Raw genomic sequence first — 18,253 nt, 5'->3', positions numbered from 1 at the left:
TTGCCGCCGCCGGGCCCCCTCCGCGCCGCGCCCCCCTGTCCGGGGCGCGGCGCGGCGGCGTTCTCCGGCTCCACGCGGGCGTGGCTCCGCTCGGTTCTTCCACCGGCTCCACTCGGGCGTGGTCGCGGCGGGCGCGCTTCCGCGGACGGTTCCGAGGTCTACGGGAACAGCTCGTCCTGGGCCGCGTCCCTGGCGCGGAGGAGGGCGCCGCGCAGGACCGCCGTGTCGCCGAGGGTGGTGGCGCGGACCTCGGTGGCGAGCGGCGAGAGGGCCGCGAGCTCGGTCTCCACGCGGGCGGCGAGCTCCGCGCCGCCCTGGTGGCCGGTCTCCCCGGCGAGGACCAGACAGCCGGGGTCCAGGACGGAGACGACCGCGGCCGCGCCGACGGCCAGGCGGCGGGCGAGGTCGTCGAGGAAGGGGCCGTGCCCGGAGGCGAGCGCGGCGGCCGGATCGAGCCCGTGCGCGGCGGCCAGGCAGGCGACGGCGGCCGCGCAGGCCAGCTCGTGGAAGCCGCCGTCGCAGCCGGTGGCCGAGGGGAGTCCCGAGGTCCCGGGGACCGGCAGGAAGCCGATCTCGCCCGCACCGCCCGAGGCCCCGCGGCGCAGCCGCCCGTCGAGGACGACGGCGGCGCCGACGCCCTGGCCGAGCCAGAGGAGGACGAAGTCCTCGCGGTCGTGGGCCGCGCCCTCGCGCAGCTCGGCGACGGCGGCGAGGTTGGTCTCGTTCTCGACGAGGACGTGTGCGGGCAGCCGTTCCTGGAGGACGCCGACGAGCCGCCGGTGCCAGGCGGGCAGTCCCGAGGAGTCGCGGAGCTCGCCGCTGGCGGGGTCGATGAGGCCGGGAGCGCCGACGGCCACGCTGTGCAGCCGGTCGGCGCCCGCCTCCTTCACGGTCCGCTCCAGGAGGCTGACCGCCTTCTCGACGGCCGGCCCGGTGCCGCTGTCGTCGCCGACGGGCACGGAGGCCTCGGCGAGCGTCGTGCCGAGCAGGTCGGCGACGGTGACGGAGACGGAGCGGGTGCGGACGTCCAGGGCGGCGAGGTGCGCGCGGTCGGCGACGAGCCCGTACAGCCTGGCGTTCGGGCCCCGGCGCTCGGCTCCGGACTCCCCCACGACATGGACGAGCCCGGAGCCCTGGAGCCGCTCGACGAGGTCGGCGACGGTGGGTCGGGAGAGTCCGGTGAGGGTCTTGAGCTGAGTGGCCGTCAACGGCCCCTCGTCCTGGAGCAGTCGCAGGGCGAACCGGTCGTTGATGGCTCGTGCGGTGCTCGGGGATGCGGCCATGCGGCGATCCTCTCAGACGCGCCCCGGCGAGGATGCCGTCCCGCGGGCTATTTATCAGGCAGGGTTCCTGATAGTTTACCCGCCACACCACGACCCTGGGAGGGGCCCATGGCGGCGGAGACCGTCACCAGCACCGATCGTCTGCGAAGGGCGCGCTTCGCGGTCGCCGCCGTCTTCTGCGTCCACGGCGCCGTCACCGGCAGCTTCGCGACCCGCATCCCCTGGATCCAGGAGCACGCGGGCGTGAGCGCCGGACAGCTCGGGCTCGCGCTCGCCTTCCCGGCCCTCGGCGCCTCACTCGCGATGCCGCTGGCCGGGGCGATCTCCCACCGTTTCGGCGCCCGTACGGCCCTGCGCGGGCTGCTCGTCCTGTGGACGCTCTCCCTGACGCTGCCCTCGCTCGCCCCGAACATCTGGGGCCTGTGCGGCGCGCTCTTCGTGTACGGCGCCACCGCCGGCATGTCCGACGTGGCGATGAACGCGCTCGGCGTCGAGACCGAGAACCGGCTCGGCCGGTCCATCATGTCGAGCCTGCACGGCATGTGGAGCGCGGGCGCCCTCATCGGCTCCGCCGCCGGCACGGTCGCCGCCCACCTCGGCGGCGACGCCCGCCTCCACCACCTCGTCGCGGCCGTGGTCCTCACCGTCCTCGGCCTGCTCTTCTGCCAGGGCGTGCTCGACGTGCGCAGCACCCCGGACGAGGAGGCTCCGCCGCGCTTCTCGCTGCCGCCGAAGTCCGCGCTGATCATCGGCGCGGTCGGCTTCTGCGCGGTCTTCGCGGAGGGCGCCAGCCTCGACTGGTCGGCCGTCTACCTCCGGGACGAGCTGGGCGGCTCCGCCGGTGTCGCGGCCGCCTCCACGACCGCCTTCGCCCTGACGATGACCATCGCGCGGCTCGCCGGCGACCGGGTCGTGGACCGCTTCGGCGCGGTCCGTACCGTACGGGTCGGGGGCGCCGCCGCCACCCTCGGCGGCGCCATGGTCGTCTTCGCCCCGCACGCCGCCGTCGCCATGGCCGGATTCGGACTCATCGGACTCGGGGTCGCGGTCGTCGTCCCGCTCGCCTTCGCGGCGGCCGGGCGCAGCGGCCCGAACCCCAGCCAGGCCATCGCGGGCGTCGCCACCATCACGTACACCTCGGGGCTCATCGCCCCCTCGGCGATCGGCGGCATCGCCGACGCGACCTCCCTGGTCTTCTCCTTCGGCCTGGTCACCCTGCTGACCCTGGGGCTCGTCGTCGGCGCGGGCGTCCTGCGGTCCGGCGGACGCGAGACGGCGCCGACGTCCGTGAGGGACGAGGCGCCGGCGAAGAGCCCCGGCCCGGTCGGGTAGCCACGATCACGCGGCGGCCCGCCGCCGGGCGCGGCTCCCCGCCCGGCGGCGGCGCATACCATGTGGCTGATCTTTTGCGGTCACGACACGACCGCCGGAACCGGAGAACGGGAGCCACCTCATGAACCTCGGCGTGCGCTGGACCTTGCACGGCGACGGGAAGACACCCGCTCCCGGAGCCGTCGTCCGCCCGGACGAACGGCTCTCCTGGCCCCGTACGGCCGGCCTCGGCGCCCAGCACGTGGTGGCGATGTTCGGAGCGTCCTTCGTCGCCCCGGTCCTCATGGGTCTGGACCCGAACCTCGCGATCATGATGTCCGGTGTCGCCACCGTGATCTTCCTCCTCGCGACCCGCGGCACCGTCCCCTCGTACCTCGGCTGCTCGCTCTCCTTCGTCGGTGTCGCCGCCGCCATCCGCGCCTCGGGCGGCACCAGCGCCACCGTGACCGGCGCGATCCTCGTCGTCGGCGCGGTGCTCTTCCTCGCCGGTCTCGCGGTCCGGAAGTTCGGCGCGCGGATCATCCACGCGGCGATGCCGCCGATCGTGACCGGCGCCGTCGTCATGCTGATCGGCTTCAACCTGGCCCCGGTCACCGCGTCGACGTACTGGCCGCAGGACCAGTGGACGGCCCTCCTCGTGATGCTGTTCACGGGTCTCGCCGTCGTCTGTCTGCGCGGTTTCTGGTCCCGGATCGCGATCTTCCTCGGCCTGGTCTTCGGCTACGGCATCTCCTGGGTCTTCGACCTCGTCTTCGGCAGGATCCACTCGGTGTCCGCGAGCGGCCAGGTCACCGACCACTGGCGGCTCGACCTCTCCGGCGCCTCGAAGGCCGACTGGATCGGCCTGCCGTCCTTCCACGGCCCCAGCTTCGAGTGGTCCGCGATCCTGGTCGCGCTGCCGGTCGTGATCGCCCTGATCGCCGAGAACGCCGGACACGTCAAGGCCGTCGGCGAGATGACCGGGGACGACCTGGACGACAAGCTCGGCACCGCGATCGCCGCCGACGGCGCCGCCTCGATGCTGTCGACCGCCGTGGGGGGCCCGCCGAACACCACGTACTCCGAGAACATCGGCGTCATGGCCGCCACCCGCGTCTACTCGACGGCCGCCTACTGGGCCGCGGCCGGTTTCGCCCTGCTCTTCGGCCTCTGCCCGAAGTTCGGCGCGGTCGTCGCCGCCATCCCCGGCGGCGTCCTCGGCGGCATCACCGTCATCCTGTACGGGATGATCGGCCTGCTCGGCGCCCAGATCTGGATCAACGCCAAGGTCGACCTGCGCAACCCGCTCAACCTGGTCCCGGCCGCCGCCGGCATCATCATCGGCGTCGGCGGGGTGAAGCTCACCTTCACGGACACCTTCGAGCTGGGCGGCATCGCGCTCGGCACGATCGTCGTCATCACCGGCTACCACGTGCTGCGGGCGTTCGCCCCGGCCCACCTCAAGGAGCAGGAGCCGCTGCTCGACTCCGGCACCAGCTCGTACGAGAGCACGTCCGGCGAGGAGCCGCCGTCGAAGGGCTGAGTGATTCGCCCGTTCTGGGGAAGCCGGGCCCGGGGTGTTCCCCCGACGGCCCGGCGGCTGGGAGCCTGCCTCCATGGCGCAGACCCAGCAGATCGGGCAGATCGGGCAGGTCGATCGGATCGACCCGCTCGACCGGATCGACGAGATCGGACAGATCGCACAGGCCGGGCAGCGGCTCGGACCGTTCCTTGCCGTCGACCCCGTCGTGGACCGGATGCGGGCGCTCCGCTCGGCCTGGCATCCGGCCGACGGGGTCGCCGTCTTCAACCGGGTCTACCTGACCGTCACCGAGGAGATCGGCCACGCCATCGAGGCGGGCGGATTCGCCGACAGGCGGGCCGCCACCACCCTCGACGTGCGGTTCGCCGAGCGCTACCTCGCGGCGGTCGACGCCGCCGCCACCGGCCGCGCCGCCACCGCCTGCTGGCGGCCCCTGTTCGACTACCGGCGCCATCCCGGCGTACGCCCGCTGCAGTTCGCGCTCGCCGGGATCAACGCCCACATCGGCCACGACCTGGCGCTCGCGGTGGTCGACGCCTGCGGGATCCTGGAGTGCGCGCCCACCGACCTGGAGGACGAGTTCGACCGGGTCGGCGACATCCTCGTCCTCCTGGAGGAGCGCATCCGGGAGGAACTGATGCCGGGCCCGGACCTCCTGGAGATCGCGGACCCGCTGACGCATCTGCTCGGCTGCTGGAGCCTGGACCGGGCCCGCGACGGGGCCTGGCTCGCCGCGCGCTCGCTGTGGGAGCTGCGCGGTCTTCCCGAACTGGCCGAGGAGTTCACGGAACGCCTCGACCGCTCGGTCGGCCTGGTGGGACGGATGCTGCTCACGCCCCTGACCAGGCCCTGAACCCCAAGGGGTAGCCCGGCCCCCGCCCGGCCTCCCGGCCCGGCCACCCGGCCCGGCCACCCGGCCCGGCCACGGACCGCGCGGACCGTCCTGCTCAGTCCTCCGGCAGCTCGACCGGGGCGATCTCGTCGTACACGTCGCCCGGACCCGGGTTGGTGGCGTCGGTGCCGCCGCCGAAGTGGTGCATCACGCCCCAGACCGCGTTGAGCGCCGTCTGCACCGCGCCCTCGGCCCAGCCCGCCGTCCAGGAGATGTCGTCGCCCGCGAGGAAGATGCCGCGCTTGTCCTCGGGCAGCCGGTCCTGCATGAAGTGGGTGAACAGGCGCCGCTGGTAGCGGTAGTGACCGGGCAGGTTGGCCTTGAAGGCGCCCATGAAGTAGGGCTCGTTCTCCCAGGAGACGGTCACCGGGTTGCCGATGATGTGCTTCCGGATGTCGACCTTCGGGTAGATCTCGCCGAGCGACTTGAGCATGACCTCCATCCGCTCGTTCGCGGAGAGCGGCAGCCACTTCAGGCTGTCGTCGCACCAGGTGTACGAGAGACAGATGGTGGCCGGCTTGTCCGGTCCGTCGTCCAGGAGGTAGGTACCGCGGGTCATCCGGTCGGTCAGGGTCATCGACATGACGTCCCGGCCGGTCGGATTTCCACTGTCGTCGACGGCCTTGTCCAGCCAGAACGGGCGGTCCACCGGGACGAAGAGCTTGGAGCTCTCCATGTAGTGGGTGCGCTCGATCGCCGTCCAGTGGTCGATCGGGAAGAGCGAGTCGTCACAGGCGATCTTGGAGAGCAGCATCCAGGACTGGGCGGTGAAGATCGCCGCCTGGAAGGTGCGGATGTCGCCGGAGGCGTCGGTGACGGTGATCCGGTTGCCGGCGGTCCGGTTCAGCCGGGTCACGGCCGGCTTCGGGGCGCCCTCGTGGAGGGAGCTGAGCGAGGTGCCCTGCGCCCAGTGGACGATCTTCTCCGGCTCGCGCTCCCACAGCCGCAGCGGCAGCTGCTGCGAGCCGCCCACGATGCCGCGGTGGTGGTCGTCGGCCTCGGTGTAGACGACGCGGAGGATCTCCAGGATGGAGTTGGGGAAGTCGGTGTCCCAGCCGCCGGTGCCGAAGCCGACCTGACCGAAGATCTCGCGGTGCCGGAAGGACTTGAAGGACTCCGACTCGCAGAGGAAGCCGTAGAAGGTCTGGTTGTCGAGCTTCTCGACGAGCTTCGACCAGATCTCGCGGATGCGCGGGACGTCGCGCTCGCGCATGGCCTGGTTCATGTCGGAGAAGTCGGCGCCCTCCTCCAGGCAGGCGTTCCACGCGTTCATCACGTCGCGGTAGACCTGCGGCAGGTCGTCGACGGTGGTGGCGTAGTGCGACTCGCCCTTGAGGTCGACGACGGTCGACGGGGTCGACTCGGCCAACGGGTTCGGGAAGGGCGTGGTCTCCAGGCCGACGAGGTCGATGTAGTGCTGGAGCGCGGTCGAGGAGGGCGGGAAGCGCATGGCGCCCATCTCGGCGGTGAGGCCCTCGGTGGCGGTGCCCTCGAAGCCCACGGTGCGCAGTCGGCCACCGATCTGGTCGGCCTCGTAGACGACGGGCTTGAGGCCCATCTTCATCAGCTCGTAGGCGGCGATGATGCCGGAGAGCCCGCCGCCGATGACGGCGACCTCGGTGCCGTGCTCGGTCGCGGGTATCTGGCCGAGCCCGGCCGGGTGGGCCAGGAAGTCGTCGTAGGCGTACGGGAAGTCCGGACCGAACATGGTGATCGGCGGCTGGCCGTCGCTGTGGGGGACGGCGGTCGTGGGCACCGTGGACGTCATGGGGTACGGACTCCTTGCGCGGGAAGAAGGGTGAGGCCGGGCGACTCGGCGGGGGCGGGCGGGGCGCTTCAGACGAGGGAGCCGTAGAGGCCCGGGCGCCGGTCGCGGAGGTAGGGGTTCTCCTCGCGGGAGACCGCGAGGAAGGCCGGGTCGACGTCGCCGAGGACGAGGTCCTCGCCGCGTCCGGCCCGCGTCCGGGCGGTGCCGTCGGGACCGGCCAGGGTGGAGAGGCCGACGAACTCGAAGGCGCCCTCGGGGCCGGTCCGGTTGGCGTACGCGATGTAGAGCTGGTTCTCGAAGGCGCGCACGGGGACGACGGACTCGGCGACGACCTCGGCGGGGTGCATGAGGGCGGTCGGCACGAGGAGGAGGTCCGTACCGGCCAGCGCCTGCGCCCGCACGTTCTCGGGGAACTCGACGTCGTAGCAGATCATCAGGCCGACGGTGATGCCGTCGATCTCCGCCTGCACGACGCCGTCCTCACCGGGCGTGAACCACTGGTGCTCGAAGTCGCCGTAGAGGTGGGTCTTGCGGTAGTTCGCGAGGAGGGATCCGTCGGCGCCGACGAGCAGGGCGGAGTTGTGGAGGACCCCGTGCCGCTCGGCGTTCCGCTCCGGGTAGCCGTAGCCGATGGCCAGGCCGTGGCGTACGGCGAGCGCCGCGACGGCGCGGGCGGAGGGGCCGTCGGCCGGTTCGGCCAGGCGGGCCATGTCGGCGCCGATCGCGTACCCGGTGAGGAAGAGCTCCGGGGCGAGCAGCAGCCCCGCGCCGGCGGCGGCGGCGCGACCGGCGGCCTCGTCGAGGATCTTGAGATTGGCGGCCACGTCGCCGAGTTCACCGGAGCTCTGGAGCAGGGCGGTGCGCAGCGCGGGCATGCGTGATCCTCGGGGGTCGGAGTTCAGGGGGAAGACGTCAAAAACGGTACGGTTTCACGCTCCGTCGGGACAAGACGGGAGCGTTGCGGACCGACCGTCGAACCGTTGCGCGATCGGAGGGTGCGGCGGAGATTCGTTGCGTACGGCTCCTCCCGGGGTCTCGGAGGTCCCCCGCCGCGCGGCGGAGACGGAACCGTCCTGAGGCTCGACGCCGTGCGGCGGGCGCCGCGGAAGAGTGGTGGTCGTCCGGAGAACCCCGGACGACCTGCCGAAAGGACCGCGTAGCCATGAACCGCCGTACGAAGATCGTCACCGTCTCCGCCGCCGTTCTGCTCACCCTGGGGGCCGGGGGCATGGCCGCCGCCTCGGCGGACGACAGCCACCGCCCCGCGTCGGCCCCGGCCGCCGTCACGGAGGCCGCGGCGCTGACCGGCACCGCGAAGCTGTACCGCCCGGCCGGGGACGACATCACGTTCTCCTTCGACGCGCACCTGGCGGAGAAGGACCGGCAGGATCCGATGAAGGCCACCGGCACGTTCCGCTTCAGCCACTACAAGGGCGACTGGGGCGGGTACGCCAAGGTGAAGGTCGACTGCCTCACCACGGGCGGCAAGGTGGCCGTCGTGTCCGGCGTCGTCGTCGAGACGGATGTGAAGGAGTTCCGCAAGGCGCGGGTGGGCGTCACGGTGCACGACACCCCCGGGGGCGACCGGCTCGGCTACACCTGGATGACCGCCGACCCGCAGAAGGACAAGGTGCAGCCGTGCCTCAGCGGCGCGCCCTTCGAGAAGGTCGAGAAGGGGACGGGCGACTTCACGGTCGTGCCCTGGGAGTTCGTCTACCCGACCGAGTAGACCGCCCCACGGGGGTGGGCGGGCGAAGGGCGGTGCGGGAACCACGGCCCGCGCCGCCCCGACCGCCGGCGTCCCCGCGGGGTTACGCGGGCGAGCCCGAGGAGAAGCGCCGCAGCAGCGGCGAGAGCACCAGGACGGACTTGGTGCGCTCCACGAACGGCTCGCCCGCGATCCGCTCCAGGACCCGCTCGAAGTGGCGCATGTCCGAGGTGAAGACCTGGACGACGGCGTCCGCGTCACCGGTGACGGTCGACGCGGACACCACCTCGGGGTACCGCTCCAGTCCGCGCCGGATGTCGTCCGGCGAGGTGTTGTGGCGGCAGTAGATCTCGACGAACCCCTCGGTCTCCCAGCCGAGCGCCGCCGGGTCCACCCTCACGGTGAAGCCGGTGATGGCGCCCTCGGCCCTGAGCCGGTCCACGCGCCGCTTCACGGCGGGCGCCGAGAGGCCGACGAGCGAGCCGATGTCGGCGTAGCTGCGGCGGGCGTCCTCCGCGAGGGCGTGGACGATGCGTTCGTCGAGGTCGTTGAGTCGCACTACGGGTGGATCACTTCTCTGTGGTGGCCAGGCGGGAGCGGCGCATGCCGTACAGGAAGTAGAACACGAGGCCCGCGGCCATCCAGCAACCGAAGACGGCCCAGGTGATCGCGTCCAGGCTGAACATGTTGTAGACGCAGAACAGGAAGCCCAGGATCGGGAAGGTCCAGCCGAGCGGCACGCGGAAGGTGCGGTCCATCGTCGGGCGGGTGCGGCGCAGCACGATCACCGCGATGTTGACCAGGGCGAAGGCGAACAGGGTGCCGATGCTCGTGGCGTCGACGAGCTTGCCCAGGGGGATGACGGAGGCGAGCGCGCCGCAGAACAGGGACACGATGACCGTGTTCACGCGCGGGGTGCCGGTCTTGCCGCTGACCCTGCCGAAGACCTTGGGCACGAGGCCGTCGCGGGACATCGCGAAGAGCACCCGGGTCTGGCCGTAGAGGACGGTGAGCACGACGCTGGCGATGGAGATGACGGCGCCGGCGGCGAGCAGGGTGCCCCAGAACTTCTGGCCGCTGACGTCGTTCATGATCGCGGCGAGCGTGGCCTCGGAGCCGTCGAAGTCCTTCCAGTTCCAGGCGCCGACGGCGACGGCCGCGACCAGGACGTAGAGCACCGTGACGATGAGCAGCGACAGCATGATCGCGCGGGGCAGGTCGCGCTTGGGGTCCTTGGCCTCCTCACCGGCGGTGGAGGCGGCGTCGAAGCCGATGTAGGAGAAGAAGAGGCTGGCTCCGGCGGCGCTTACGCCGGCCATGCCGAGCGGCATGAAGTCGGCGTAGTTGCCGGACTTGAAGCCCATGAAGCCGATGGCGCAGAAGAGCACGAGCGCGGCGATCTTCACGAAGACCATGATCGTGTTGACCACGGCGGACTCACGGGCGCCGCCGAGCAGGAAGACCATCGCGAGCAGGACGACGATCAGACCCGGGAGGTTGATGAAGCCGCCCTCGCCGGGGGCCGAGGAGAGCGCGGCGGGGAGGGTGACGCCGATCGTGCCGTCGAGCAGTTCGTTGAGGTACTCCCCCCAGCCGACCGCAACGGCGGCGACGGAGACGCCGTACTCCAGGACCAGGCACCAGCCGCAGACCCAGGCGACGAGTTCACCCATCGTTGCGTACGCGTACGAGTACGAGGAGCCGGCCACCGGTATGGTGCCGGCCAGCTCGGCGTACGAGAGGGCGGAGAAGAGCGCCGTGAGGCCGGCGATCACGAAGGCGAGGGTGACCGCGGGGCCGGCCTTCGGGACGGCGTCGCCGAGGACGACGAAGATGCCGGTGCCGAGCGTGGCACCGATGCTGATCATGGTCAGCTGCCACATGGAGAGCGAGCGGCGGAGGTTGCCCCCCTCGCCCTGCCCACCCTCTGCGACCAGCTGTTCCACCGGCTTGCGCCGGGTCAGTGCGCCGAGGGCGGAGGTCTTGCGGGTGGCCGTGTCGTCGACCGGTGGGGCTGCGCCGTGGTCCAGCACTGCGGAGGCTCCTTATCGCTGCCTGTGGGCGGGGCGTGGACCGCGGCGGTACGCGGGCATGACGAAGCAAGCCCACGGGGGAAGGGGAACCGCCGAGCAGGCGGTCGCCGCCACTCCTGGTACGGGCCCGAGCCTATGGGTCAGGCTTCGCACTCGTAATGCAGGGTTGTTGCGCACTGCCGGATGATCATTGCGCTCTCGGGGCACAGACGGGGAAACATTGCGCTCCCCCGCATGAATCCACACATTGGGGGTGTGAACCGGTCTCCCGGTGCGCATGGACTCCTCGTGCCCCATGACCCCCACCGCGAGCCCTCGACGACCTCACGATCGGAGGCCCGGGTGGCCTGGCTCGACCCGGCGCCGTTCCTGCGCGGTACGTCCTGGCTGGACGGGAACCGGCCCGTGCGCGCCGACCCGGACGACCTGGAACGGCTGCCGTGGGACATCGCCGAGCGGGCCGCGCTGCCCATCGGCGTACGGATCGAGTTCACGGCCTCGCCCGGCACGCGCGCGGTACGGCTCCGCTACCGGGCGGCCGTCCCCGGGCCGGACGACCCGCTGGCCGCACTGCGCCACTGCTTCGCCCTCTGGAGCGGTACGCGACTCGTCGGCGAGACCTGCGCCGCGCCGGCCGCCGAGGCCACCGTCACCCTCCCGCTGCCCCCGGCCGGCGGCGTCTTCACCATCCACCTCCCGGAGGGCCAGGCGCCGGTTCCGCTCGCCCTGGGAGCCCTCGGCGGCTCCCTCTCCCCCGCCCCGGTACGGCCCCGCTGGCTGGTCCACGGCGACTCGATCACGGAGGGCTGGTGGTCGACCCGCCCGGCCCACTCCTGGCCGGCCACGGCGGGACGGCTGCTCGGCCTCGACCCGGTGAACCTCGGGTACGCGGGCGGGGCGCGCGGCGAACTGCCGCTCGCCGAGCACCTGGCGCGACTCCCGGGCGAGGTGATCACCCTCGCCTTCGGCACCAACTGCTGGTCCACGGTCCCCGCGACGGCCGACTGGCTGTACGCCACCGTCAGGGCCTTCGTCGGCCTGGTCCGCCGGGGCCATCCGGACACCCCGCTGCTGATCGTCTCGCCCGTGCTGCGTCCGGAGGCCGAGCACACCCGCAACGCCCTCGGGGCGACCCTCACGGAGCTGCGCAGGGCCATGGAGCGGGCGGGCCGGGACCTGGCCGCCGAGGGCGACGCACGGCTCCTGGTGCTCCCCGGGCGGCCGCTGCTGGGCCCGGAGCACCTCGCGGACGGCCTGCATCCGGACGACCGGGGCCACGCCCGGATCGCGACGGCGGTGGCGGAGGCGCTGCGCGGGGTCCTGGGGACCCTGGACGAGGCCGCGGACCCGCACGCCGGGCGGCCACCCTCGCGAGGCCCCGTGGGCGGCGGCCCGCCCCTCCTCACCCCACCGGCGCCGTGAGCCTCCTGACCAGGAACGTGCGGGCGCCGGCCTCCTCGTGGCCGACGCCCCGGGGGTCCGGCCCTGCCCGCGCGGCTCCGGCCGTTCGTCGGGGCCGTCGAGCTCCGGGCAGTCCCCCACCTCGGGCGCCAGGGGCAGGTCCTCGGCGCGGCAGGGCCCGATCCGCGTACCGTCCACACGGTCCACGCGGCGACGGTACGAGAACGCCGTGGGCCCCCGGGAAGGATTCTCCCGGGGGCCCACGGCGTGAGCGGCGTCGCGGGGACTAGCTCCAGCTGGCGTGCAGCGGCTTGCCCTCGGCGTAGCCCGCGGCGGACTGGATGCCGACGACGGACTTCTCCTCGAACTCGGCGAGCGAGCCGGCACCGGCGTAGGTGCAGGAGGAGCGGACGCCCGCGATGATCGAGTCGATCAGGTCCTCGACGCCCGGACGCTGCGGGTCGAGGAACATGCGCGAGGTGGAGATGCCCTCCTCGAACAGCGCCTTGCGGGCGCGGTCGTACGAGGACTCGTCGGAGGTCCGGTTCTTGACGGCGCGCGCGGACGCCATGCCGAAGGACTCCTTGTAGAAGCGCCCCTTGGCGTCCTGCTGGAGGTCGCCCGGGGACTCGTACGTGCCGGCGAACCAGGAGCCGATCATCACGTTGGAGGCACCGGCGGCGAGCGCCATGGCCACGTCGCGCGGGTGACGGACGCCCCCGTCGGCCCAGACGTGCTTGCCGTGCTTCCTGGCCTCGGCGGCGCACTCCAGGACGGCCGAGAACTGCGGCCGGCCGACGCCGGTCATCATGCGGGTGGTGCACATGGCACCGGGGCCGACGCCGACCTTGATGATGTCGGCTCCGGCCTCGATGAGGTCCTTGACGCCCTCGGCGGCGACGATGTTGCCCGCGACGATCGGGACCCGCGGGTCGAGCGCCCGCACGGTCCGGATCGCGCTGATCATCGACTCCTGGTGGCCGTGCGCGGTGTCGATGACGAGCGTGTCGACGCCCGCGTCGAGCAGCTGCTTGGCCTTGCCCGCCACGTCGCCGTTGATGCCGACGGCGGCCGCGATCCGCAGCCGGCCCTTCTCGTCGACGGCGGGGGTGTAGAGGGTCGCGCGCAGCGCGCCCTTACGGGTGAGGATGCCGACCAGCTTGCCGTCGGCGTCGACGGCCGGGGCGTAGCGGCGGTTGGCCGCGTCGAGCGTGTTGAACGCCTCGCGGGGGTCGATGTCCGCGTCCAGGAGCAGCAGGTCCCTGGACATGACTTCGGAGAGCTGGGTGAAGCGGTCCACACCGGCGAGGTCGGCGTCGGTGACGACACCGACCGGGCGGCGGTTCTCGTCGACGACGACACCGGCGTCGTGGGCCCGCTTCGGCAGCAGGGAGAGCGCGTCGGCGACGGTCTGGTGCGGCTCCAGGACGATGGGGGTGTCGAGCACGTGGTGGCGGCTCTTGACCCACGAGATGACGTCGGTGACGACCTCGATCGGGATGTCCTGCGGGATGACGACCAGTCCACCGCGGCGGGCGACGGTCTCGGCCATGCGGCGGCCGGCGATGGCGGTCATGTTGGCCACGACCAGCGGGATCGTCGTCCCGCTTCCGTCCGGCGAGGAGAGGTCCACCGCCTGGCGGGAACCGACGGCCGAGCGGCTCGGCACCATGAACACATCGTCGTACGTCAGGTCGTAGGGCGGCTTGACGTCATTGAGGAAACGCACGTGCTGACATCCCAGTCGTTCGGATCGGCCCCTAGGCATTTCAGCCAGGGGAAAAAGCACGTAGTTCATTCTCCCACGCCGGTACGAATACCAGCCCCGGGCTAATCATCCGAGCCTTGCCGCAGATGCTTCGTGGGATCCTCCGAAGGCTCCCCCAGGGCGAGGAGGACCGTGAGGCGGGTGGGGCCCTCCTCGACGGCCGTGGCGAAGACGTCCTGGGCGGTCCGCCATTCGCCGGGGTGCGTCCTGGCGTACTCCTGCCAGCCGGTGACGACGAGGACGACCGGCTCGGGGAGGTCGGTGAGGCAGTCGGCGAGGGCGTCCCAGTTGCGTCCGAACCAGTCGGGCAGGTCGAGGGCGGCGGCGCACCGGTCCATGAGGGCGGCCTTGTCGGTGACGCCGGTCAGGTCGAGGAGGACGGGATCGTCAGTCCTCATCCGTGATCACCTCCCGGAAGGACGCGTAGTGGTCGTCGGTCCAGTAGATCTCACCGTTCCGCCCGGTGACGATCCGGCGTGCGCCCCGGTCGCGCTCGCCGGGGGTCTTCACGGTGTACTCGCGGTAGTAGCCGCGCGCCTCGCGGGGCAGGATCCGCTCGAAGTTGGAGAAGACGGCGCCGTCCTTGGCGTACGGGTAGGGGCCGCCGCGCGCGATGAGGGCGAGCGTCCGGCGCGCCTCTGGGGGCAGCTCGGCGGCCCGTACGGTGGCCAGTCCGGAGGTTCCGGTGGGCGCCGCCGCCTCGGCCGTGGCGGTGGTGCGGGCGGACGTGACGGGAGCGGCTCCGCCGCCGCCGGCCGTGGAGCACCCGGCCAGGAGGACGCACAGGACGAGCGCGAGGAGCACGCGCGGGGGCCGGAGCGACATGTCCCGAACATACCGTCACGGGACGACTCCGGCCCTCGTACGCCATGACGGGACGACTCCGGCCCTCGCACGCCGTGACGGGACGACTCCGGCCCTCGGTCGACCCGACCGGGTCGTCAGATGCCGTCCGGGTCCGTCCGGTCGAGCGCCGGGTGGGTGCCCGGGCTGGACTCGGTGAGGAGGTAGTCCGCCGCGGCGCGGTCGGTCACCAGGCTGGTGACGAGTCCGGAGCGGAGGACCGCGCCGATCGCCGCCGCCTTGCGCTGGCCGCCCGCGATCGCCACGACCTCGGGGATGCGGCGCAGCCGGTCCGCCTCGACGGTGATGCAGCGCTCGCCCAGGTCACGGCCGACCCGGCGCCCGTCGGCGTCGAAGAGGTGCGCGGACATCTCGGCGGCGACGCCGAGCGAGGCGTAGTGGGCGCGCTCCTCGTCGGAGAGCATGTCGTGGACCGTCGAGATGCCCGGCTCCCAGGAGCCGATGGAGACACAGGCGACGGTCACCTTGTCGAAGTACTCGAAAGCCCGCGCGATGCCGGTCTGGCTGCGCAGCGCGGCCGCCGTCGCGGGGTCGGGAAGCAGCATCGGCGCGTAGATGGGGTGGGCCTCGCCGCCGGAGACCTGCGCGGCGCGACGCACCGCCTCGACGGAGCCGCGCTCGGCGGTCCCGGCGTCGTACACCCCGGTGAGCTGGACGACCGTGCATGGGGGCAGCCGGTCGAGGGCCGCCGCCATGTGGATGGTGGAGCGGCCCCAGGCCAGGCCCAGGACGTCGCCCTCGGCGACCAGCTCGCCGAGCAGGTCGGCCGCGACCTCGCCGAGGTTCTCCGGGTCGGGCGACTCGTCCTCGCCCTCCGCCGGCGACTCGACGACGACGGCGTGGCGGAGCCCGTAGCGGGCGCGGAGCGCGTCGGAGCGCTCGGCGTCCAGCTCGGCCGGTACACGGATCTCGATCCGTACGAGATCGCGCTCCAGGGCGGTCTCCAGGACCCGGGCCACCTTGAAGCGGCTCACGCCGAACTCCTCGGCGATCTGGATCTTGGACTTGCCCTCGAGGTAGAAGCGGCGGGCCATGGCCGCCGCCTGCACCAGCTCCGCGGGGCCCATCCGCAGGGCTGCGCGTCCCGCCGACATACCCGCCACCGCGATCTCCTCACTGCCGTTCACGTACCGCTGTTCACGTAACGGTGCTCACGTACCGATGTTCACGTCACGACGTTCACGTACCGATGTTCAGGTACCGCTGTCGTTCACACTCTGGACTCGCCGTCCATCCTGTCAGATCCGGCGTGCCTTGATCAGTCCTGTCGGCGGCCCGACGGGCCGCGTTCATCCGCCGGAGGCTCAGTGGCCACACGCCCACGGGGCGGTGGCCGTCACCGCGTCCGCGCGGGCCCTCAGCGAGGCGACGGCGGCGGCCGGATCGGCGGCGCCGTAGACCGCGGAACCCGCGACGAAGACGTCGGCGCCCGCCTCGGCGCATCGCTCGATCGTGGCCTCGGCGACCCCGCCGTCGACCTGGAGCCACAGCTCCAGACCGTGCTTGGAGATCAGCTCACGGGTGCGGCGGATCTTGGGCAGCATGATGTCGAGGAAGGCCTGCCCGCCGAAGCCGGGCTCGACGGTCATGATCAGCAGCATGTCGAGCTCGGGGAGCAGGTCCTCGTACGGCTCGATCGGCGTGGCCGGCTTGAGCGCCATCGAGGCCCGCGCGCCCTTGGCCCTGATCTCCCGCGCGAGCCGCACGGGGGCGGCCGCGGCCTCGACGTGGAAGGTCACCGAACCGGCGCCGGCCTCCACGTACTGGGGGGCCCAGCGGTCGGGGTCCTCGATCATCAGATGGCAGTCGAGCGGGGTCTCCGTCGCTCGGGCCAGCGACTCCACGATCGGCACGCCCAGCGTCAGATTGGGCACGAAGTGGTTGTCCATCACGTCGACGTGCAGCCAGTCGGCTCCGTCGACGGCCTTCGCCTCCTCGGCGAGCCGGGCGAAGTCCGCGGACAGGATGCTGGGGTTGATCTGCGCCATGGGCCAAGCCTCCCACGTTCTTGGGTACTTCTTTGCCGCTGCGCTGTTTCGGTTGCGGTCCAGACCACTTTCGGTACGAAGCGACGAGCGCGGGACCGGCGCAGACCGGGAGATTACGGTCAGACGATCGAAGGGCCGGGGGCTCCCGGCGCCCCCGAAGGCCCTGCGGCTCAGGCGGTCCGGCGCAGCAACGCCAGGTACATCGCGTCCGTACCGTGCAGATGCGGCCAGAGCTGGACGTCCGGCCCGTCGCCGAGCGCCGGTACGCCCGGCAGCAGCGGGCGGGCGTCGATCAGCTCGGCCCCGCCGACCTTCTTCAGGACGTCGTCGACGACCACCCGGGTCTCGGCCAGGTGCGGCGAGCAGGTCGCGTACCCCACGACACCGCCGACACGGACGGCGCTCAGTGCCTCGGTGAGCAGGGCGCGCTGGAGCGGGGCGAAGCCGTCCAGGTCCTCGGGACGACGGCGCCAGCGGGCCTCGGGGCGGCGGCGCAGGGCGCCGAGACCCGAGCACGGCACGTCCATCAGGACCCGGTCGAAGGAGCCGGGACGCCACGGCGGGCGGGTGCCGTCGGCGGCGATCACCTGGTAGGGCCCGGGGTTGCCGGCCAGCGCGCGCTCGACGAGGCGGGCGCGGTGCGGCTGCTTCTCGGAGGCGAGCAGGACGGCGCCGCGCTCGGCCGCGAGGGCGGCGAGGAGCGCGGCCTTGCCGCCGGGGCCCGCGCAGCCGTCGAGCCAGCGGGCGTCGGGGCCCTCGACCGGCGCGTGGGCGAGGGCGATCGCGACGAGCTGGCTGCCCTCGTCCTGGACGCCGGCGCGGCCGTCCTTCACCGCCTCGATGGCACCGGGCTCGCCGCCCTCCGCCATGCGGACGGCGAAGGGCGACCAGCGGCCCGGCAGGGTCTCGGTGGCCTCGGCGAGCTCCTCCGTGGTGGAGCGGCCGGGACGGGCGACGAGGGTGACCTCGGGGCGGTCGTTGTCCGCCTCCAGGAGGTCCTCGATGCCGGCGCGCCCGCCGCCGAGGGCGTCCCAGAGCGCCGAGACGACCCAGCGGGGGTGCGAGTGGACGACGGCGAGGTGGTCCTCGGGGTCCGCGTCGTACGGCGGGGCGACCTGCGCCACCCAGGCGTCCAGATCCTGCCGCGAGATCTTCCGCAGGACGGCGTTCACGAACTTGGCCCGGCCGTCGCCGAGCACCACCCGGGCCAACTCGACGCTGGCCGAGACGGCGGCGTGGGTGGGGATCCGGGTGCCGAGCAGCTGGTGGGCGCCGAGCGCGAGCACGTCGAGCACCGGCGGGTCGACCTCGCGCAGCGGCCGGTCGATGCAGGCGGAGATGATCGCGTCGTACGTGCCCTGGCGGCGGAGCGTCCCGTAGACCAGTTCGGTCGCGAGCGCCGCGTCCCGCCCGTCGAAGTCCCCGGCCTCCCGGGCCTTCCGCAGCAGCGGCGGCAGCACCAGGTTCGCGTAGGCGTCCCGCTCGTCCACCGCCCTGAGCGCCTCGAAGGCGAGCATCCGGACGGGGTCCTTCTGGGGCCGCCGGTAGGGCTTGTGGGGACGGCGACGTGCCTGCTCGCTCAAAGGTGCTCCGCGTGACGAAATGACGAGGTCGAACCCCCCAAGCGTACGTCCGCCGCGCCCCCGCCGGCTCCCGGGGCCGGGACCGGCCTCCCGGACCCGCCGGGGACCCCC

At 72.6% G+C, this 18,253-nt stretch carries 16 protein-coding genes; 5 read left to right on the top strand and 11 right to left on the bottom strand.

All coding sequences use genetic code 11. The features are described from left to right. Positions 1–158: 158 nt before the first annotated feature. Positions 159–1,283, bottom strand: coding sequence for an ROK family transcriptional regulator (locus ACRRSS_RS11740; protein ID WP_435971146.1), 1,125 nt, complete (start codon positions 1,281–1,283; stop codon positions 159–161). Positions 1,284–1,391: 108 nt separating this feature from the next. Here ACRRSS_RS11740 and ACRRSS_RS11735 point away from each other — a divergent pair, with 108 nt between their 5' ends. From ACRRSS_RS11735 to ACRRSS_RS11725, 3 genes are all read left to right on the top strand, one after another. Next, the gene (locus ACRRSS_RS11735; protein WP_435971145.1) at positions 1,392–2,615 is read left to right on the top strand and encodes an MFS transporter; all 1,224 of its coding nucleotides are present in this window, start codon (positions 1,392–1,394) and stop codon (positions 2,613–2,615) included. Between the two features lie 121 nt (positions 2,616–2,736). Next, the gene (locus ACRRSS_RS11730) at positions 2,737–4,137 is read left to right on the top strand and encodes a uracil-xanthine permease family protein (RefSeq protein WP_435971144.1); all 1,401 of its coding nucleotides are present in this window, start codon (positions 2,737–2,739) and stop codon (positions 4,135–4,137) included. 154 nt (positions 4,138–4,291) lie between these two features. Beyond that, a complete protein-coding gene (locus ACRRSS_RS11725) occupies positions 4,292–4,990 on the top strand; it encodes a DUF5995 family protein (protein ID WP_435975304.1) in 699 nt (232 codons plus the stop codon). A 94-nt stretch (positions 4,991–5,084) separates the two neighbouring features. Here the strand turns inward: ACRRSS_RS11725 and ACRRSS_RS11720 are convergent, their stop codons facing one another. Beyond that, complete coding sequence (locus ACRRSS_RS11720) at positions 5,085–6,797, bottom strand: flavin monoamine oxidase family protein (RefSeq protein WP_435971143.1); 1,713 nt, start codon at positions 6,795–6,797, stop codon at positions 5,085–5,087. 68 nt (positions 6,798–6,865) lie between these two features. Continuing rightward, the gene (locus ACRRSS_RS11715; protein WP_435971142.1) at positions 6,866–7,672 is read right to left on the bottom strand and encodes a carbon-nitrogen hydrolase family protein; all 807 of its coding nucleotides are present in this window, start codon (positions 7,670–7,672) and stop codon (positions 6,866–6,868) included. A gap of 287 nt (positions 7,673–7,959) precedes the next feature. Between ACRRSS_RS11715 and ACRRSS_RS11710 the strand changes: the two genes are divergently transcribed. Then, the gene (locus ACRRSS_RS11710) at positions 7,960–8,526 is read left to right on the top strand and encodes a Repetin (protein WP_435971141.1); all 567 of its coding nucleotides are present in this window, start codon (positions 7,960–7,962) and stop codon (positions 8,524–8,526) included. A gap of 82 nt (positions 8,527–8,608) precedes the next feature. Here the strand turns inward: ACRRSS_RS11710 and ACRRSS_RS11705 are convergent, their stop codons facing one another. Then, positions 8,609–9,064, bottom strand: a complete 456-nt coding sequence (locus ACRRSS_RS11705; RefSeq protein ID WP_351787626.1) for an Lrp/AsnC family transcriptional regulator — start codon at positions 9,062–9,064, stop codon at positions 8,609–8,611. 10 nt (positions 9,065–9,074) lie between these two features. Then, on the bottom strand, positions 9,075–10,538 hold the full coding sequence (locus tag ACRRSS_RS11700; RefSeq protein WP_435971140.1) for an amino acid permease: 1,464 nt from the start codon (positions 10,536–10,538) through the stop codon (positions 9,075–9,077). A gap of 288 nt (positions 10,539–10,826) precedes the next feature. Here ACRRSS_RS11700 and ACRRSS_RS11695 point away from each other — a divergent pair, with 288 nt between their 5' ends. Further along, positions 10,827–11,960, top strand: a complete 1,134-nt coding sequence (locus tag ACRRSS_RS11695; protein ID WP_435971139.1) for a GDSL-type esterase/lipase family protein — start codon at positions 10,827–10,829, stop codon at positions 11,958–11,960. Positions 11,961–12,225: 265 nt separating this feature from the next. Here ACRRSS_RS11695 and ACRRSS_RS11690 read toward each other — a convergent pair whose 3' ends face one another. From ACRRSS_RS11690 to ACRRSS_RS11665, 6 genes are all read right to left on the bottom strand, one after another. Then, entirely contained in the window at positions 12,226–13,668 is a 1,443-nt protein-coding gene (locus ACRRSS_RS11690; RefSeq protein ID WP_435971138.1) for a GuaB1 family IMP dehydrogenase-related protein, read from the bottom strand. A 101-nt stretch (positions 13,669–13,769) separates the two neighbouring features. Next, a complete protein-coding gene (locus ACRRSS_RS11685) occupies positions 13,770–14,105 on the bottom strand; it encodes a barstar family protein (RefSeq protein WP_435971137.1) in 336 nt (111 codons plus the stop codon). After that, complete coding sequence (locus tag ACRRSS_RS11680) at positions 14,095–14,532, bottom strand: ribonuclease domain-containing protein (RefSeq protein ID WP_435971136.1); 438 nt, start codon at positions 14,530–14,532, stop codon at positions 14,095–14,097. Before ACRRSS_RS11680 ends, ACRRSS_RS11685 begins: the two co-directional genes overlap by 11 nt. A 116-nt stretch (positions 14,533–14,648) precedes the next feature. Beyond that, the gene (locus tag ACRRSS_RS11675; RefSeq protein WP_435975303.1) at positions 14,649–15,665 is read right to left on the bottom strand and encodes a sugar-binding transcriptional regulator; all 1,017 of its coding nucleotides are present in this window, start codon (positions 15,663–15,665) and stop codon (positions 14,649–14,651) included. 210 nt (positions 15,666–15,875) lie between these two features. Further along, positions 15,876–16,559 (bottom strand): ribulose-phosphate 3-epimerase, encoded by a 684-nt coding sequence (rpe, locus tag ACRRSS_RS11670; RefSeq protein WP_435971135.1) that lies wholly within the window; start codon positions 16,557–16,559, stop codon positions 15,876–15,878. Positions 16,560–16,729: 170 nt separating this feature from the next. After that, positions 16,730–18,142, bottom strand: a complete 1,413-nt coding sequence (locus ACRRSS_RS11665) for an RsmB/NOP family class I SAM-dependent RNA methyltransferase (protein ID WP_435971134.1) — start codon at positions 18,140–18,142, stop codon at positions 16,730–16,732. Between the last annotated feature and the right edge of the window lie 111 nt (positions 18,143–18,253).

Origin of the sequence: Streptomyces sp. Qhu_M48, from assembly GCF_051305195.1 — a bacterium.
In the GTDB taxonomy this organism is placed as follows: Bacteria; Actinomycetota; Actinomycetes; order Streptomycetales; family Streptomycetaceae; genus Streptomyces.
Note: the sequence above shows the minus strand (reverse complement) of the source record. Positions and strands in the feature narration are given on the sequence as shown.

Coding starts and splice junctions, on each gene's coding strand:
- ACRRSS_RS11740 (WP_435971146.1), bottom strand. CDS start 1,283: ATGGCCGCATCCCCGAGCACCGCACGAGCCATCAACGACCGGTTCGCC.
- ACRRSS_RS11735 (WP_435971145.1), top strand. CDS start 1,392: ATGGCGGCGGAGACCGTCACCAGCACCGATCGTCTGCGAAGGGCGCGC.
- ACRRSS_RS11730 (WP_435971144.1), top strand. CDS start 2,737: ATGAACCTCGGCGTGCGCTGGACCTTGCACGGCGACGGGAAGACACCC.
- ACRRSS_RS11720 (WP_435971143.1), bottom strand. CDS start 6,797: ATGACGTCCACGGTGCCCACGACCGCCGTCCCCCACAGCGACGGCCAG.
- ACRRSS_RS11715 (WP_435971142.1), bottom strand. CDS start 7,672: ATGCCCGCGCTGCGCACCGCCCTGCTCCAGAGCTCCGGTGAACTCGGC.
- ACRRSS_RS11710 (WP_435971141.1), top strand. CDS start 7,960: ATGAACCGCCGTACGAAGATCGTCACCGTCTCCGCCGCCGTTCTGCTC.
- ACRRSS_RS11685 (WP_435971137.1), bottom strand. CDS start 14,105: ATGAGGACTGACGATCCCGTCCTCCTCGACCTGACCGGCGTCACCGAC.
- ACRRSS_RS11680 (WP_435971136.1), bottom strand. CDS start 14,532: ATGTCGCTCCGGCCCCCGCGCGTGCTCCTCGCGCTCGTCCTGTGCGTC.
- ACRRSS_RS11675 (WP_435975303.1), bottom strand. CDS start 15,665: ATGTCGGCGGGACGCGCAGCCCTGCGGATGGGCCCCGCGGAGCTGGTG.
- rpe (WP_435971135.1), bottom strand. CDS start 16,559: ATGGCGCAGATCAACCCCAGCATCCTGTCCGCGGACTTCGCCCGGCTC.